Consider the following 15069-nt stretch of genomic DNA (forward strand, 5'->3'; position numbering starts at 1 on the left):
CCCCATTTCCCGAGGTGACGAGCCGTGAAGTTTTCGTGGAAGTCGAGAAAGCCCGCCTACGGTATGGCCGTCGTGACCGCCGTGGGCGTGGCGGCGACCGTCGCGCTCGTCGGCGCCGGCCCGACCCAGGCCGCTCCGGTGAGCCTGACCCTCAGCTACAACTGCCCGTTCCCGCTGATCGGCGACCAGGTGCTGTCGGTGAAGATCGACACCAACCTGCCGGACAACGCCGTCGCGGGCGCCTCCTCGACGCCGATCACCTTCGACGTCGACGTCACCGTGCCGGAGACCGCCACCGAGGGCCTCGCCCTGGTCGGCGCCACGTCGCTGGACGGCTCGGCTAAGGCCGCGGCCGTGCTCAAGTACCCGGTCGACAAGACCCTGAACCTGAACCTGCCGCTGACGATCGCGTCGACGCCGGTGCCGCCGTCGGGCGCGTTCCACGTCAAGAGCAGCGGCAAGGCCCCGGCGGTGACGTTCCCCAGCCCCGGCACGGCGTCGGTCACGGTCGGGAACTTCAGCACCACGATGACCCCGCGCACCGCGGACGGCCAGCCGACCGACCTCGGCACGTTCACCTCGGACTGCGTCGCGGTCCCGGGCCAGAACCAGCAGCTGGGCACGTTCGAGATCAAGCCGGCGGGCGGCACCACGACCCCGACCACGCCCACGACACCGACGACCCCGACCACCCCGACGACGGAACCCACGACTCCCACGACGGAGCCCACGACTCCGACGACCGAGCCGACCACTCCGACCACGGAACCGACGACTCCGACGACTCCCACGACCGAGCCGACGACTCCGACCACGCCGACGACTCCGACAACCGAGCCGACCACGCCCACCACGGAGCCCACGACCCCGACGACGGAACCCACGACTCCGACCACGGAGCCGACGACCCCGACCACCGAACCCACGACTCCCACGACGGAGCCGACGACTCCGACCACCGAGCCGACGACCCCGACCACGGAACCGACCACGCCCACCACGGAACCGACGACCTCGACGACCGAGCCCACGACCCCGACCACCCAGCCGACCACGCCGACGACCACCACGCCGCCGGGCGGCATCGCGGTCAAGTACTCCGTGCAGGGCAAGTCGGTCCTCAAGCAGCTGCACGCCACGCTGCCGCTCGGCCCGGGCACTCTGGACGCGAAGCTCGACGCGGCGTCCGGCAAGTTCGGTGCCCAGCTCGCGCTGCCGAAGTCCGATGTGTACTTCCGCGTCCTCGGCTTCATCCCGGCGTCCGCGACGGTGAAACTCGGCCAGGTCGGCCCCATCAACGGCACGGTCACCGCGGGCGCGGTCAAGGCGAACGCCCAGGTCGACGTCCAGCTCACCAAGGTCCGCGTGTTCGGGTTCCCGATCCTGTCGTCGAAGTCGTGCCACACGGTCAAGCCCGCGGACGTGCCGCTGACCTCGGCGCCCGGGTTCGACCCGCTCAAGGGCGGCAAGCTGACCGCGACCTACGGCATCCCGCAGTTCACCGGCTGCGGCTTCCTGACCGGCCTGATCACCGGTCTCACCTCCGGCCCCGGCAACAAGCTGGACGTGACCCTCACCAAGAAGTGAACTCGATGACGCTGACCCGATTCTCGCTGCCGCTCGTGCTGGCAGTGGCCGCGTTCTCGCTCGGCGCCGCGGAGGCGGCGCCGGGCGAGAACGCCCCGGCAGTCCAGGCCGCCACGCAGATCCCCTTCGGCTTCACCCTCGGGGACGCGCAGCAGCCGACCACGAGCCACGTGGCCAAGCTCGGGTCCGACATCGCCTTCCCGCCGGGGACCTTCGACGGCTTCCTGGGCGGGCTGACCAGCACCGTGCCGATCACCGGCAAGCTCGCGATCCCGCCGGCGAACGGCTACTTCGTCGCGTTCCGGTTCATGCCCACCACCGGCCGCGTCGAAATCGTCCCGGACGGCGACGCCTCGGGCACGGCGACCGTCCACACGGGCAAGGACAAGGACTGCAAAGCCACCCAAACCAACATCTGCGCCGACACGGACGTGACCGCCAAGGTGTTCATCAAGCTCTCGGAAGTCGAAGTGGACGGTAAACCCCTCGACGTCGGACCGGACTGCCGGACGGCCCAGCCCGCGGCGGTCACCATCAAGGCGCTGGTGCCGATTTCGCTGCCGGCCCCGCCGGTGAAGGTGACGTCGACCTTCACCACACCGCCGTTCGCCGGCTGCGTCGGGCACGAGGACGTCAGCCGGTTGCTCACCGGCCTGGTTTCGGGGCCGGGCAACACCTTCGTCTCGAACCTCCAGCTGCGCTGCTTCAGCGCCGGGTGCAAGCAGCCATGACGACCTTCCTCAGCGAGGCGCCGCAGAAGGCCGCGAACGGCCTGCGCGAGTTCGGCCGGATGTGCGCGATGGGCCTCGACGTGCTCATCGCGATGCTCCGCCGCCCATACCAGGTGCGGGAGTTCGTCCTGCAGTTCTGGTTCATCGCCAGCGTGTCGATCACGCCGGCGATCCTGGTCTCCATCCCGTTCGGCGCGGTCATCTCGCTGCAGCTCGGCTCGCTGACCAGCCAGATCGGCGCCCAGCAGTTCAACGGCGCGGCGAGCGTGCTGGCCGTCGTGCAGCAGGCGAGCCCGATCGTGACGACGCTGATCATCGCCGGTGCGGGCGGCAGCGCGATCTGCGCCGACCTCGGCGCGCGCAGCATCCGCGAGGAGATCGCCGCGATGGAGGTGCTCGGCGTCTCGCCGATCCACCGGCTGGTCGTGCCGCGCGTGCAGGCCGCCGTCGGGGTGTCCGTGCTGCTGAACGGCCTGGTCAGCGTGGTCGGCGTGCTCGGCGGTTACTTCTTCAACGTGATCGTCCAGGGCGGCACGCCCGGCGCGTACCTGGCCAGCTTCAACGCCCTCGCGCAGCTGCCCGACCTCGTCGTCAGCTCGATCAAGGCCGTCATCTTCGGCTACCTCGCCGGGGTGGTCGCGGCCTACCGCGGCCTGAACCCGAAGGGCGGCCCCAAGGGCGTCGGTGACGTCGTCAACCAGTCCGTCGTCATCACGTTCCTGCTGCTGTTCTTCGTCAACACCGTGCTCACCGCGCTGTACCTGCAGCTCGTCCCGGCGAAGGGAACCTGAGTGACGCTCCTCGGCAAACCCGGCGACCGGCTGTTCGACCTCGGCGACCAGCTGCTGTTCTACGTCCGCGCGCTCGCGGCCGTCCCGCTCGCGGTCACCCGCTACTTCCGGGAAGTGGTGCGGCTGCTGGCCGAAGTGACGTTCGGCAGCGGCGCGCTGGCGGTGATCGGCGGCACGATCGGCGTGATGGTCGGCCTGTGCGTGTTCACCGGCGTCACCGTCGGCCTGCAGGGCTTCAGCGCGTTGAACCAGATCAACATCTCCGCGATGACGGGCTTCCTGACGGCGTACTTCAACACGCGCGAGATCGCGCCGCTCGTCGCCGGGCTCGCCCTGTCGTCCACTGTGGGCAGCGGGTTCACCGCGCAGCTGGGCGCCATGCGGATCTCCGAAGAGATCGACGCCCTGGAGGTGATGGCCGTGCGGAGCATGCCGTACCTGGTCACCACCCGGATCGTCGCCGGGTTCATCGCCATCATCCCGCTGTACGTCATCGGGCTGCTGATCTCCTACCTCGGTTCGCGGCTCACCACCGTCGTCTTCTTCGGACAGTCCGGTGGCACCTACGACCACTACTTCACGCTGTTCCTGCCGCCCGGCGACGTGCTGTGGTCGTTCGGCAAAGTGCTCGTGTTCAGCGTCGGCGTGATCCTGACGCACTGCTTCTACGGCTACCGCGCCAGCGGCGGCCCGGCCGGCGTCGGGGTGGCGGTGGGCCGGGCCGTGCGGACGTCGATCGTGCTGATCAGCGTGCTCGACCTGTTCCTGTCCCTGGCCATCTGGGGCGCGACGACCACGGTGAAGGTGTCCGGATGAGCCGGTTCCGCACGCAGCTCGCCGGGGTCGCCTTCCTCGGCGTGCTCGTCCTGCTCGGCTGGCTCGCGGTGGCCATCTACGACAAGGACTTCGACGACGCCGAGCTGGTGACGCTGCGGGCGGACCGCGTCGGCAACCAGCTCGCGCCGACCGCGGAGGTCAAGGTCAAGGGCGTGCCGTTCGGCGAGGTCCGGGCGGTGCGCAGCACGCGCACCGGCGCCGAGATCGACCTCGCGCTCGACCCGGCGAAGATCGGGCTGCTGCCGGGGAACGTGTCCGCGCGGCTGCTGCCGAAGACCGTGTTCGGCGAGCGGTACGTCAACCTCGTGCTGCCAGACAGTCCACAGGGGACGCTGCGGGCCGGTGACGTCATCGGGCAGGACCACTCCACCAACGCGATCGAGCTCGAACGCGTCCTCGGCGACCTGCTGCCGCTGCTGCGCGCGGTCCAGCCGCAGAAGCTGAACAGCTCGCTCGGCGCGATCTCCCAGGCGCTGGACAACCGCGGGAAACCCCTCGGCGACAGCGTCGTCAAGCTGCAGGACCTGCTGGCGCAGCTGAACCCGCTGATGCCGCAGTTCAAGGCCGACGTCACCGGGCTCGCCGACGCCGCCGACGTCTACACCGGCGCCGCGCCGGACATCCTGCAGGCGCTGTCCGACCTGTCGACCACCGCGAAGACCATCGTGGACACCCGCAACGACCTCGACAGCCTCTACACGAGCGTCACCAGCGCCACCGGCCACCTGAACGAGTTCCTGCGGAAGAACAAGGACAACCTGATCGGCGTCTCCGCCGCGAGCCGGCCCACGCTGGAGTTGCTGTCGCGGTATTCGCCGGAGTTCCCGTGCCTGTTCGACGCGGTCAACCGGCTCAAGCCGCTGATGGAGAAGGCCCTCGGCAAGGGCACGAACGAACCGGGGCTGCACGTGACGCTCACCGTGCAGGACCCGCGCGACAAGTACGTGCCCGGCCGTGACACCCCGCGGTTCGACGCCACCGGCGGCCCGAAGTGCTACGGCGGCGGGGCCGCGGCTCCGGGCACCACCGACGGCGACCTCGGCCCGGCGAACTCGCCGGGCGAGCGGCAGCTCGTCGCCGAACTGCTGCGGCCGTCGCTGGGGGACGTGCCCGACTGGAGCAGTGTCCTGATCGGACCGGCGCTGCGCGGGACGGAGGTGACCGTCCGATGAGGAGTGTTGCCGGTCCTGCCGTCAAGGGCCTGATCTTCTTCCTGGTCACCGCGGCCGCGACGGCCGTGCTCGCGGTCACGATCGCCAACTCGAACGTCGGGGCGACCATCGGGTACACCGCCCGGTTCACCGACGCGACCTCGGTCAACCCCGGCGACGAAGTCCGGATGGCCGGGGTGCGGATCGGCCAGGTCGACTCCGTGCGGGTCGTCGAGCACCGCCTCGCCGACGTCGCGTTCTCGGTCGGCCGCGCGCACCGGCTCACCGCGTCCGCCTCGGTCACCATCCGCTACCGGAACCTGGTCGGGCAGCGGTACCTGGCGATCGACCCCGGCGCCACCGACACCTCGCCGACGCTCGCCGAAGGCGCGGAAATCCCGCTCGAACGGACCAAACCGGCGCTCGACCTGACCGCGCTGTTCAACGGCTTCAAGCCGCTCTTCCAGGCGTTGTCGCCGAACGACGTCAACCAGCTGTCGTTCGAGATCATTCAGGTGCTGCAGGGGGAGGGCAGCACGATCGAGAGCCTGCTGCGGCACACGGCGTCGCTCACCTCGACCCTGGCGGGCAAGGACGCGCTGATCGGCCAGGTGATCGGCAACCTCAACACCGTGCTGGACACGCTGAACGCCCAGGGCGACCAGTTCGACACGCTTGTCGACACCACGGCCCAGCTGGTCACCGGGCTCGCCGCGGACGCCAAGCCGATCGGGCAGGCCATCGGCGGCCTCGGCGAGCTGACCACGGCGACCGCCGGGCTGCTCGAACAGGGCCGCCGGCCGCTCAAGGACAGCATCACCGCGCTCGGCGACCTGTCGAAGAACCTGGCCGACAACACCCCGGTGTTCCAGCAGTTCGTCGACAACCTGCCGAAGAAGCTCGACCGGATCGGCACGCTGTTCTCCTACGGCTCGTGGGCGAACTTCTACCTGTGCGCGGTGCAGACCGACGCGAAACCCGCGCCCGGCGGTCCGCCACCGGGCATCCCCGTCACGGCTGCGAGGTGCCGGTGAAACCCTTCCGCAGCCGCAACCCGATCGCCGTCGGCGCGGTGACCGCGCTGGTCATGGCGCTGGCCGGCAGCGCGACCTTCTTCTCCGGCGACCTGCCGTTCATCGGCGGCGGCACGACGTACAAGGCCGAGTTCCGCGAGGCCGCCGGGCTCCGGCCGGACGACGAGGTCCGCGTCGCCGGGGTGAAGGTCGGCGAGGTCACCGACGTGCGGCTGGCCGGCGACCACGTCGAGGTCCTGTTCCGGGTCCGCGACACCTGGGTCGGCAACCGGACCACCGCGGCGATCAAGATCAAGACGCTGCTGGGCCAGAAGAACCTCGTGCTCGACCCGGTCGGCAACGGCGAGCTGGACCCCGCCCAGCCGATCCCGGCCGAGCGCACGAGCTCGCCCTACGACGTCACCGCGGTCTTCAACGACCTGGCGAGCACGGTCGGCGCCATCGACACCGACCAGCTCGCCCAGGCGTTCCGCGTGCTGTCCGACACGCTCGGCGCGTCGGCACCCAGCGACGTCAAGACGGCGTTCACCGGGATCGCCGCCCTGTCGCAGACGCTGGCTTCCCGCGACGACGAACTGGTGAAGCTGTTCCAGAACACCAACCAGGTGTCGAAGACGCTCGGTCAGCGGTCCGACCAGATCCAGGCGCTGATCCGCGACGGCAACACGCTCCTCACCGAGCTGAACGCCCGCAAGGACGCCATCGCGAAGCTGTTCACCGGCATCAAGAACCTGTCGATCCAGCTGCGTGGGCTCTTCGCGGAGAACCAGAAGACCCTCGGTCCGGCGCTCGACCAGCTCGACCGCGTGGCGACCGTGCTGCAGCGCAACCAGGGGAAACTCGAAGACAGCCTGCGCCTGGCCGGCCCGTTCTACCGGCTGCTCGGCAACGCCGTCGGCAACGGCCGGTGGATCGACACCTACATCTGCGGCCTGATCCCGACCGGCACCACGCCGGGCAGCTGCCAGCCGCCGAAGAACGGGGGACGCTGATGGCCCACCAGCTGATCGACCTGGGTGCGGCGGCGCGACGGCGGACGAGACTGCGGGCTCTCACGCTCGGCGTCGTGCTCGCGCTCGTCGTCTCGGCGGCGTGGCCGGTGGTCACCGCCCCCGCCAAGCGCACGCTGACCGCGTACTTCACCGCCGCTGTCGGCATCTACCCGAACTCGGACGTGCGCGTGCTCGGCGTCGCGATCGGTTCGGTGTCCAAAGTGGAACCGGACGGCACCGACGTCAAGGTGACCATGACACTGCGTCCGGACGTGCAGCTGCCCGCGGACGCCGGGGCCGTCGTCATCACGCCGAGCCTGGTCGCCGACCGGTACGTGCAGCTCACACCCGTCTACCACGGCGGGCCGGCGCTGGCCGACGGCGCGTCCATCCCGCGAACGCGCACCGCGACCCCGGTCGAAGTCGACGACCTGCTGCACAGCCTCAACCAGCTGATGTCGGCGCTCGGCCCGAACGGCGCCAACAAGGACGGCGCGGTGAGCGACGTCCTGACCCGCTCGGCCGACTACCTCAGCGGCACCGGGCAGACCATCGGCCAGGCGATCAAGAACCTCGGCGAGTTCGCCCGCACCGCGAGCGACTCGAAGGACGACCTGTTCACCTCGGTCGACAACATCAGCAAGTTCACCGCGATGCTCGCCGCCAACGACGGGCAGGTCAAGCAGGCGATCTCGCAGATCGCGTCGCTGAGCAAGGTGCTCGCCGACCAGCGCGACCAGTTCTCCGGCGCGCTGACCGAGCTGACCCAGGCGCTGAGCGTCGTGCAGACGTTCATCAAGGACAACCGCGGCAAGGTGCAGTCCGATGTGGACAAACTGGCCGACGTCACGAAGGTCCTGGTGGACCAGAAGGACTCGCTCGCCGAGGCGCTCACCGCGGCCCCGAACGCGCTGACGAACCTCCTCGGCGCCTACGACCGGGCGAACGGGACCATCGACGGCCGCGGCAACCTCCTCGAGTTCCCGGAGCAGAAATGAAGTCCCCGGCCAAGTTCGCCGCGGTGGTCGTCCTCGCGCTGGTGACGACCGGCTGCGGGAGCGGGGTGAGCGTCTACGACATCCCGCTGCCCGGCGGCGCCGCGCTCGGCGACCACCCGATCCACGTCACCGCGAGCTTCACCAACGTCCTCGACCTCGTGCCGCAGTCCGGGGTCAAGGTCAACGACGTCCCGGTCGGCCAGGTCGTCAAGGTGGAGCTGGCCCCGGACGGGCACAGCGCGGTCGTCGACCTGCTGCTCAACGGCGACGTCGACCTGCCGGGCAACGCCGTCGCCCGGCTGCGCCAAGCCAGCATCCTCGGCGAGAAGTTCGTCGAACTCGCCCCGCCGGACGACGCGACGCCGTCCGGCCGGCTCCTCGACGGCGCCGCCATCCCCCTCGACCGCTCCACGCTGACGCCCGAGATCGAGGAGGTCTTCGGCGCGCTGTCCCTGCTGCTCAACGGCGGCGGCGTGGCGCAGGTCCAGAACATCAGCCACCAGCTCAACGACGCCCTCGGCGGCCGCGAAACGGCGGCGCGAAGCCTGCTGTCCAGTTTGGACACCTTCGTCCGGGGGCTCGACGAGCACCGGAACGAAATCACGCGGGCCATCGAGAGCGTCAACAAGCTCGCGGCGACGCTCAACGCGCACACCGGCCAGATCACCACCACGCTCAACGGCCTGACACCCGGCATCGGCGTGCTCAACCAGCAGCGGACGGCACTGGTCGAGATGCTCAAGTCCCTCGACGGCCTGACCACGGTCGCCGTCGACACGGTCAACCGCAGCAAGGACGACCTGGTCGCCGACCTGAAGGCGCTGGAACCGCTGCTGCGGCGGCTGGCCGACTCCGGCGACAAGCTGCCGAAGGCGATGGAGATGATCTTCACCTTCCCGTTCCCGGACGCCGCCCTGGACACCATCCGCGGCGACTACCTCAACGGGTTCCTCAAGGCGGGTCACTGATGCTGACCCGGTTCGTGCGCGTCCAGGTGACGATCTTCGTCGTCATCGCCGTCGTCGGCGTCGCCTACGTCGGGGCCACCTACGCCGGCCTCGACAAGGTGTTCTTCGACCACGGCTACACGGTGAAAGCGCAGTTCCCGACGGGCGGCGGCATCTTCACCAACGCCGAAGTCACCTACCGTGGCGTGCCGATCGGCCGCGTCGGCGAACTGCGGCTGACGCCGGCCGGGATGGAGGCCGACCTCGAGATCGACGCCGGCACCACGCCGGTCCCGGCCGACACCGAGGCCGTCGTCGCGGACCGCTCGGCCGTCGGCGAGCAGTACGTCGACCTGCGGCCGCGCACCGACGGCGGCCCGAAGCTGCACGACGGCTCGGTGATCACCCAGGCGGACACGAAGATCCCGCTGCCGGTCGACGTCGTCTTGTCGACAGTGGACTCCTTCGCCGCGTCGGTGCCCAAACCGGCGCTGCGCACGGTCGTCGACGAGCTGTACAACGCGACCTCGGACGCCGGCCCGGCGCTGGACCAGCTGATCGGCCGCGGCATCGAGTTCGTGCAGGCGGCGAGCGCGCACGTCGCCCCGCTGACCCGGTTCGTCACCGACGCGCACACGGTGCTCGACACCCAGGTGCAGCAGGCGGGGGCGATCCGCGACTTCGGTGCGAACGCGAAGCTGCTCGCGTCGACGTTGAAGCAGTCCGACGGCGACCTGCGCACGCTCATCCCGGCGGTCCCCGCCGCGGCCAACGAGGTCAGCGCGCTCATCCGCGACGCCGGCCCCGACCTCGGCGTCCTGCTGGCGAACCTGCTGACCACCGCGGACGTCCTGGAAGCCCACCGGGACGGCACCCGTCAGCTGCTGATCACCGCGCCGGAGGCGGTGGCCGCCGGCAGCGCCATCGTACGGCCGGACGGCGTCCACATCGGACTGTCGTTGACCTTCTTCGATCCACCGCCGTGCACCACCGGGTACACGACGCCGTACCGCAACGGCCTCGACACGTCGGTCCGCCCGCTGAACACGGCCGCGCGGTGCGCGCTGCCGAAGGGCGACCCGACGAACGTCCGAGGCTCGCAGAACGCACCGGGAGGACGGCCGTGAGGATCTTCACGTGGCTGGTGCCGGTGGTCGCGGTGATCGCGACCGCGGCGGCCGGGTGGTCGGGGTTCACCTGGTGGCAGGCGGCGCACGACGACGGCGTCGCGCGCGCGGTCGTCCGGGAGGAGGCGCTGCAGGCGGGCCGGACGGCGGTCGCCGGACTGACCACTTTGGACTACCGGCAGGCGGCGCTGGGCTACCAGCACTGGCTCGACCTCTCCGGCGGCGCGCTCCACGACGAGCTGGCGGCCGACCGGCAGGGGAGTCTCGACCGGATCGCCCAGGCCAAGACCGTCACCACCGGGAAGGTCACCGACGCCGCGGTGACCGAAGTGGACACCGGCGCGGGCACGGCGAAGCTGATCGCGTCGGTCGAGCTGGTCGTCACGCCGGACGGCGGCGACGCCGTGACCAAACGCAACCGGTTCCAGGCCGACCTGACGCGCGGACCGGCCGGCTGGCGGGTCACCGGGCTCGGCCAGGTTCCCGTGGGGGAGGCACCATGACCGTCCCGACGAAGAAACGAGTGGTGAAGGTCGCCGGCCGCCACCACGGTCGTGAGTGTTCCGACGAGTTAGAACTCGCCTTGCCACTCACGACCCCGGGACCACGGCAGCGGGTGCGGCTGGTGTTCGCGGCGGTGGCCGTCGTGATGGCGGGGGTCGCCGGGTGGTTCACGCTCGAGGCGCAGAGCACCAACGCCGTCGTCGCGCACAACAGCGCGCTTTCCGACGTCGCCGGGACCGCCGACGCGGCGAAGCAGATCAGTGCCGCGCTCGGCACGGTCTTTTCCTACCGCTACGACGATCCGGCCAAGAGCGAACAGGCGGCGAAGGACGTCCTCACCGGACCCGCGCTCGCGCAGTACGAACAGCTCTTCGGCCAGGTCCGCAAGCTGGCCGCCGACCAGAAGCTGGTGGTCACCTCCACCGCCGTCGCGTCCGGGGTGAAGCTGCTGGACGGCGACCGCGCGGCGTTGCTGGTGTTCCTCGACCAGACCGGCACGAGGGGCGACGGGCAGCGCAGCACCGGCGCCGCCCAGCTGAGCGTCACGGCCGAGCGCGTCGCCGGGAAGTGGCGCGTCACCGGGATGTCCGCGGCCTGAGGATGCGCGAGGAAGCCATGACCCTCTCGAAGCTGCTGGCCCGCCGCGCCGCGGTGGCGGGCGAGGAGACGGCACTGACCTTCTCCGGCGCCCGGCCGGCCACCTTGACCTGGGCCGAGCTGGACCGCCGGGTCTCCGCCGTCGCGGCGTCCCTGCGCCGGGTCGCCGAGCCGGGGCAGCGCGCGGCGATCCTCGTCGCGCCGTCACCCGGCTACGTCGCCGCGTTCCTCGGCGTGCTCCGGGCCGGGCTGATCGCGATCCCCGCGGGACCGCACCGCCGGGCCCGCGTCCTGGCCGATGCCCAGCCGTCGATCGTGCTCACGACGGCGGACACGGTGGCCGCGACCCGGCAGTTTCTGTCTACTTTGGACACGTGTGGCCATCGCGTGCTCGCGGTGGACGCCGTCCCGGACGCGCCGTTCGCCGAAGCCGCGCCGGCGCCCGAGGACGTGGCCTACCTGCAGTACCCGGGCGGGGTGATGGTCACGCACGCGAACGTCCTGGCGAACGCGAAGCAGGCGGCGCAGCTGCTGGACCGGCCCGTCGTGGTGACCTGGCTGCCGCCGAGCGACCCCCTGGGCCTGCTGCTCGGGGTGGCGGTGCCGGTCGTCACCGGCCGGCCCGCGGTGCTGGTCGAGCGACGGGAGTTCCTGGCCGGGGCGGTTCGGGCGCCCGGTTCGGCCGGCTCCCTGGTGAGCGCGGACGACCCGGACCTGGACCGGCTGCGGGCCGCGTTCGCGCCCGGCGCGTTGCGGGAGTGCTACGTCCGGGCGGAAGCGACCGCGCTGGTCGCGTGCGGACGTCCGGCCGGCCAGACGGTTGCGATCGTCGGCCCGGACGGCCGGCGGCGGCCCCCGGGTGCGGCCGGCGAGATCTGGGTGAGCGGGCCGAACGTCGCCCGCGGCTACTGGAACCGGCCCGCGGAGTCGGCGCGGGTCTTCTGCGCGTTCGTCACCGGCGACGACGAGCCGCGGTGGTGGCTGCGGACCGGCGATCTGGGCGTCCTGGACGAATCCGGCGTGCTGTCGGTCACCGGCCGGGGCCTCGTCGCCGGCCACGACGCGCAGGACCTCGAAGCGACGGCCGAGGAGGCACACCCGGCGATCCGGCCGAACGCCGCGGCCGCGTTCGCCCTCTCCGGGCAGCAGGCCGTGGTCGTCCTGGAACTGGTCGACGGCGTCGTCCCGCCGCGCGGGGAGGTCGAACGCGCGGTGCGGCACGCGGTCTCGACGCGGCACGGGCTCACGCTGCGCAGAGTCGTCGTGCTGCCCGCGGGCGAGGCCCGGGCGCGCCACCTGGACGGGGACGGCCTGTGGTGACCGGACCGGCGCTTTCGCCGGGCGTCCCGTTCGCCACTTCGTCGTCCGAGGTGTCCTGGCCGGAGGCGCCGCTGCCCCTGACGGCGCCGGCCCGGCCCGGCGCGTGGCTGCTGCTCACCGACGAGCACCCGGCCGCGCTCGGGCGGGCCGTCGCGCTGGCCCTGGCGCTGGCCGCGGCGGGCGACGATGCGCTGTCCCTGCCCCGCGACGACCTCGACGAGCTGCCGGGCTTCCTGGCCGAACGTCCGGTACGCGGCGTCGTCTTCCTCACCGGCGCGCCGTACGTCTACCACGACCCGGAGGCCGCGCAGGAGCTGCTGCTTGCCGTGCTCGAGGTGGTCGCCCGGCTCGGCCCCGGCGTCCGGTTCCGCCTGCTCACGCAGTCGGGCGGCGAGCCGGGGCTGCTGTTCCTGCGCGGGCTGGTGCGGGTGCTCGCGGTCGAACGGCCGGAGCTGCGGGCGAGCCTCGTCGACTTCGACGCCCGCTCCGACCTGGAGTTCCTGGTGCGCGAGCTCCGCGCGGACGCCCCCGACGACGACGTCCGCTGGCGGCACGAAGTCCGCTACGCGGCGCGGCCGGCCCGTGTCCCGTTCGCGGCCGAGGTGCCGGGCGGCCCCGGCGCGTACGTGGTCACGGGCGCGCGCGGACCCGCGATCGCCCGCTGGCTGGCGGCCACCGGCGCCACCCGGATCGTCCTTTCCGGACGGAACACGGTCGTCGTGCCCGGCGTGGAGACGGTGGCCGTGCCCGGCGACATCGCCGCCCCGGGCGTCGCGGAACGGCTGGTCGCCGCGGCCACCGCGGACGGTCTGCCCCTGCGCGGCATGGTGCACGCGGCCGAGGCCCTCGCCGACGACGTCGAGACCGTCTGGCGCCCCCAGGTCCTCGGCGCCCACCGCCTGCACGAGGCCACCGCCGACTGCCCACCGGACTGGTGGCTGCTCTGTTCGTCCCCCGCCCCCGCCCGCATGGCGTCGGCAACGGCCGACGCCTGGCTCGCCGCCTTCGCCGCCTGGCGCCGCGCCCGCGGCCTCCCCGCCACCACGGTCCACTGGCCCGCCCCGGCCCCGCTCGCCATGGACCTCCCGGACTTCGCGTGTTGACCCTCCAATCACGCGTGACGTCCCTCCAATCACGCGAGATGCCGCTTCCGCACACCGGCCCGCCGTGCGGAAAGGGTCATCACACGTGATTGAGAGGTCAACTCGCGTGATTGAGGGGTCAACACGGGTGATGGGAGAGTCGTCGGCGGTCAGGTGAGGGTGGCGCGGAGGGCCAGGATCATCTCGAACCGGTCGTCGGGACGGCGGAGGTGGTCGGCGAACAGGGCCTCCAGCTCCTGCGCGCGGGCGCGGACCGTCTGCGGGTGGATCGCGAGGCGGTCGGCGACTTCGCGGACGTTGCCGCACGTCTCCAGCCACGCCAGCAGCGTGTGGGCCAGGCGGCTGTACTGCTTCGGGGTCAACGCCGTCAGCGGCGCGAGCCGGCGCCGGGACACCTCCGTGACGAGGAACGGCTCCTTGCGCAGCCACAGCGTCGCGAGGTGGTCTTCGCACCAGGTCAGCGGCTCGTCCGGCAGGACGGCACCCACCAGCCGCAGCGCTTCCTGCGCCGTCGCCAGCGAACGGGCCGCCTGGCGCGGCGGCACCGGCGGCCCCACCGCGGCCCGTTGCCCGGCCAGCGCCGCGGTCAGCGCACGGCGGTCCGCCGGTGCGGGCAGCAGCAGCCGCGGGGTGCCGTCTTCGAGGTCCTCCAGCGCGTCCAGCCCGGTGACGTCGGCGGGGCCGTCGAGCGCCACCGCGACGAGCCGGTGCGGCAACGGCCACTCCGCCGCCGTCGCGGCCTCCTGGACCATCCGCGACGGCGACGGCGGGTCCGCCAGCAGCAGGTCCAGCAGCCGGCGCCGCCGCCGTTCCAGCGCACCCGCGGCCCGCGCCTGCGCCGCCGCGTGCCCTTCGATCGACAACGCGGACAGCTCGTCGATGTAGGCGAAGATGGCCTCGGCCAGCAGGCACAGCGTCGCCGACGGCACGCCGGCCCGCGTCCCCACCTCGGCCATCCGCCGCCACGTCACCCGCGCGCCGACGCGGTAGGCGGCCTGCAGGACGTCGAGGTTGCGGCCCTGCGCGAGCTCGTGCACGCCGAGCCCGACGAACACCTGCCGCCGCTCCTCCGGCACCGGGCCGGACGTCGCGATCCGGTCGATGAACTGCAGGATCGCCGCCTGGACGCCGGTCCGCAGCGCCTTGCCGAAGGGTCCGTCGAGGGGCCGCGCGTAGTCCGGGATGGTCCGCTGGATCTCGCGCAGCACCTCGTCGGCGACGTCGAGCAGCCGCGGCCGGAACACCGCGGCCAGCTCACGGGGGAGCATGGCCCACAGCTGTCCCGGCCGGCCGTCGCCGCCGAGCATCGGCCCGAAATTCGTTTCGACGGGCGGTCCCGTCATCGCCCAC

At 71.8% G+C, this 15069-nt stretch carries 15 protein-coding genes; 14 read left to right on the top strand and 1 reads right to left on the bottom strand.

The features are described 5' to 3' along the window. The first annotated feature begins 24 nt into the window (after positions 1–24). The 14 genes from AB0M93_RS28790 to AB0M93_RS28855 are packed head-to-tail and all read left to right on the top strand — an operon-like array spanning position 25 to position 13719. Positions 25–1587, top strand: a complete 1563-nt coding sequence (locus AB0M93_RS28790; RefSeq protein ID WP_364278522.1) for a DUF6801 domain-containing protein — start codon at positions 25–27, stop codon at positions 1585–1587. A 5-nt stretch (positions 1588–1592) separates the two neighbouring features. Next, positions 1593–2318: a hypothetical protein gene (locus tag AB0M93_RS28795; protein ID WP_364278525.1), complete on the top strand. Its 726-nt coding sequence runs from the start codon at positions 1593–1595 to the stop codon at positions 2316–2318. Beyond that, on the top strand, positions 2315–3109 hold the full coding sequence (locus AB0M93_RS28800; RefSeq protein WP_364278528.1) for an ABC transporter permease: 795 nt from the start codon (positions 2315–2317) through the stop codon (positions 3107–3109). Before AB0M93_RS28795 ends, AB0M93_RS28800 begins: the two co-directional genes overlap by 4 nt. Next, positions 3110–3925, top strand: a complete 816-nt coding sequence (locus tag AB0M93_RS28805) for an ABC transporter permease (protein WP_364278531.1) — start codon at positions 3110–3112, stop codon at positions 3923–3925. It begins immediately after the preceding gene. Next, positions 3922–5118 carry an MCE family protein gene (locus tag AB0M93_RS28810; RefSeq protein WP_364278534.1) on the top strand — a complete coding sequence of 399 codons (1197 nt, stop codon included), beginning with the start codon at positions 3922–3924 and terminating at the stop codon, positions 5116–5118. The genes AB0M93_RS28805 and AB0M93_RS28810 overlap by 4 nt, the downstream gene beginning before the upstream one ends. Further along, positions 5115–6131: an MCE family protein gene (locus AB0M93_RS28815; RefSeq protein WP_364278537.1), complete on the top strand. Its 1017-nt coding sequence runs from the start codon at positions 5115–5117 to the stop codon at positions 6129–6131. The genes AB0M93_RS28810 and AB0M93_RS28815 overlap by 4 nt, the downstream gene beginning before the upstream one ends. Further along, positions 6128–7123, top strand: a complete 996-nt coding sequence (locus tag AB0M93_RS28820; RefSeq protein ID WP_364278540.1) for an MCE family protein — start codon at positions 6128–6130, stop codon at positions 7121–7123. The genes AB0M93_RS28815 and AB0M93_RS28820 overlap by 4 nt, the downstream gene beginning before the upstream one ends. Next, entirely contained in the window at positions 7123–8121 is a 999-nt protein-coding gene (locus AB0M93_RS28825) for an MCE family protein (RefSeq protein ID WP_364278543.1), read from the top strand. Before AB0M93_RS28820 ends, AB0M93_RS28825 begins: the two co-directional genes overlap by 1 nt. After that, complete coding sequence (locus AB0M93_RS28830; protein ID WP_364278547.1) at positions 8118–9089, top strand: MCE family protein; 972 nt, start codon at positions 8118–8120, stop codon at positions 9087–9089. The genes AB0M93_RS28825 and AB0M93_RS28830 overlap by 4 nt, the downstream gene beginning before the upstream one ends. Continuing rightward, positions 9089–10195 carry an MlaD family protein gene (locus AB0M93_RS28835; RefSeq protein ID WP_364278550.1) on the top strand — a complete coding sequence of 369 codons (1107 nt, stop codon included), beginning with the start codon at positions 9089–9091 and terminating at the stop codon, positions 10193–10195. Before AB0M93_RS28830 ends, AB0M93_RS28835 begins: the two co-directional genes overlap by 1 nt. After that, a complete protein-coding gene (locus tag AB0M93_RS28840) occupies positions 10192–10698 on the top strand; it encodes a hypothetical protein (RefSeq protein WP_364278553.1) in 507 nt (168 codons plus the stop codon). Before AB0M93_RS28835 ends, AB0M93_RS28840 begins: the two co-directional genes overlap by 4 nt. After that, positions 10695–11297, top strand: coding sequence for a hypothetical protein (locus AB0M93_RS28845; RefSeq protein ID WP_364278556.1), 603 nt, complete (start codon positions 10695–10697; stop codon positions 11295–11297). Before AB0M93_RS28840 ends, AB0M93_RS28845 begins: the two co-directional genes overlap by 4 nt. A 17-nt stretch (positions 11298–11314) precedes the next feature. Further along, entirely contained in the window at positions 11315–12616 is a 1302-nt protein-coding gene (locus tag AB0M93_RS28850; protein ID WP_364278559.1) for an AMP-binding protein, read from the top strand. Further along, positions 12613–13719 (top strand): KR domain-containing protein, encoded by a 1107-nt coding sequence (locus AB0M93_RS28855; RefSeq protein WP_364278561.1) that lies wholly within the window; start codon positions 12613–12615, stop codon positions 13717–13719. The genes AB0M93_RS28850 and AB0M93_RS28855 overlap by 4 nt, the downstream gene beginning before the upstream one ends. A gap of 149 nt (positions 13720–13868) precedes the next feature. Here AB0M93_RS28855 and AB0M93_RS28860 read toward each other — a convergent pair whose 3' ends face one another. After that, a complete protein-coding gene (locus AB0M93_RS28860) occupies positions 13869–15062 on the bottom strand; it encodes a helix-turn-helix domain-containing protein (RefSeq protein ID WP_364278564.1) in 1194 nt (397 codons plus the stop codon). Between the last annotated feature and the right edge of the window lie 7 nt (positions 15063–15069).

Source organism: Amycolatopsis sp. NPDC051102 (assembly GCF_040682815.1).
In the GTDB taxonomy this organism is placed as follows: Bacteria; Actinomycetota; Actinomycetes; order Mycobacteriales; family Pseudonocardiaceae; genus Amycolatopsis.

What these genes read in the sequence shown, in the direction of transcription:
- AB0M93_RS28795 (WP_364278525.1), top strand. Translation starts at nt 1,593, where the DNA reads ATGACGCTGACCCGATTCTCGCTGCCGCTCGTGCTGGCAGTGGCCGCG.
- AB0M93_RS28800 (WP_364278528.1), top strand. Translation starts at nt 2,315, where the DNA reads ATGACGACCTTCCTCAGCGAGGCGCCGCAGAAGGCCGCGAACGGCCTG.
- AB0M93_RS28810 (WP_364278534.1), top strand. Translation starts at nt 3,922, where the DNA reads ATGAGCCGGTTCCGCACGCAGCTCGCCGGGGTCGCCTTCCTCGGCGTG.
- AB0M93_RS28815 (WP_364278537.1), top strand. Translation starts at nt 5,115, where the DNA reads ATGAGGAGTGTTGCCGGTCCTGCCGTCAAGGGCCTGATCTTCTTCCTG.
- AB0M93_RS28825 (WP_364278543.1), top strand. Translation starts at nt 7,123, where the DNA reads ATGGCCCACCAGCTGATCGACCTGGGTGCGGCGGCGCGACGGCGGACG.
- AB0M93_RS28830 (WP_364278547.1), top strand. Translation starts at nt 8,118, where the DNA reads ATGAAGTCCCCGGCCAAGTTCGCCGCGGTGGTCGTCCTCGCGCTGGTG.
- AB0M93_RS28835 (WP_364278550.1), top strand. Translation starts at nt 9,089, where the DNA reads ATGCTGACCCGGTTCGTGCGCGTCCAGGTGACGATCTTCGTCGTCATC.
- AB0M93_RS28845 (WP_364278556.1), top strand. Translation starts at nt 10,695, where the DNA reads ATGACCGTCCCGACGAAGAAACGAGTGGTGAAGGTCGCCGGCCGCCAC.
- AB0M93_RS28850 (WP_364278559.1), top strand. Translation starts at nt 11,315, where the DNA reads ATGACCCTCTCGAAGCTGCTGGCCCGCCGCGCCGCGGTGGCGGGCGAG.
- AB0M93_RS28860 (WP_364278564.1), bottom strand. Translation starts at nt 15,062, where the DNA reads ATGACGGGACCGCCCGTCGAAACGAATTTCGGGCCGATGCTCGGCGGC.